At 48.5% G+C, this 509-nt stretch carries 1 protein-coding gene; it reads right to left on the bottom strand.

The window, feature by feature from the left end; genetic code table 11:
* A partial coding sequence (locus tag KI210_RS08565) for an amino acid ABC transporter ATP-binding protein (RefSeq protein WP_212781465.1) occupies positions 1–509 on the bottom strand: 509 nt, incomplete at both ends.

The raw sequence follows: 509 nt of genomic DNA, 5'->3' as shown, positions 1-509 counted from the left end.
ACCCGGTCTGACACTTCTCTGGCAAAACCCATTTCGTGCGTTACCACCAGCATGGTGATGCCTGACTCGGCAACTTTTTTCATGACGTCCAAAACATCTTGAATCATTTCGGGATCCAAAGCACTGGTTGGTTCGTCAAAAAGGATTACCTTCGGCTTCATGGCTAGCGACCGCGCAATCGCCACCCGCTGCTGCTGACCACCGGATAATTGCTTGGGATAGCGGTCGCCTTTGTCTGACAAGCCGACCATTTCCAGCAGTTTTTCGGCTTCTTGGCGATTTTCGGTTTCGTCGCGGTGCAGGACGATCCGCGGAGCCAGCATAATGTTTTCTAAGACCGTTTTGTTTTGGTAGAGGTTAAAATGCTGGAAAACCATGCCAACGTTTTTCCGAATTTTGTTAATGTCGGTTTTCTTATCGGCCAAATCATAGCCAGTAACTTCCAACTTGCCTGATTGAATTGGCTCCAAGCCATTGATGGTTCTGATCAGAGTTGACTTTCCGGAACC

This window comes from Lactobacillus corticis (assembly GCF_018327645.1).
Taxonomy (GTDB): Bacteria; Bacillota; Bacilli; order Lactobacillales; family Lactobacillaceae; genus Lactobacillus; species Lactobacillus corticis.
The sequence above is the reverse complement of the archived record's forward strand: the minus strand, read 5'-3'. Positions and strand labels throughout refer to the sequence as shown.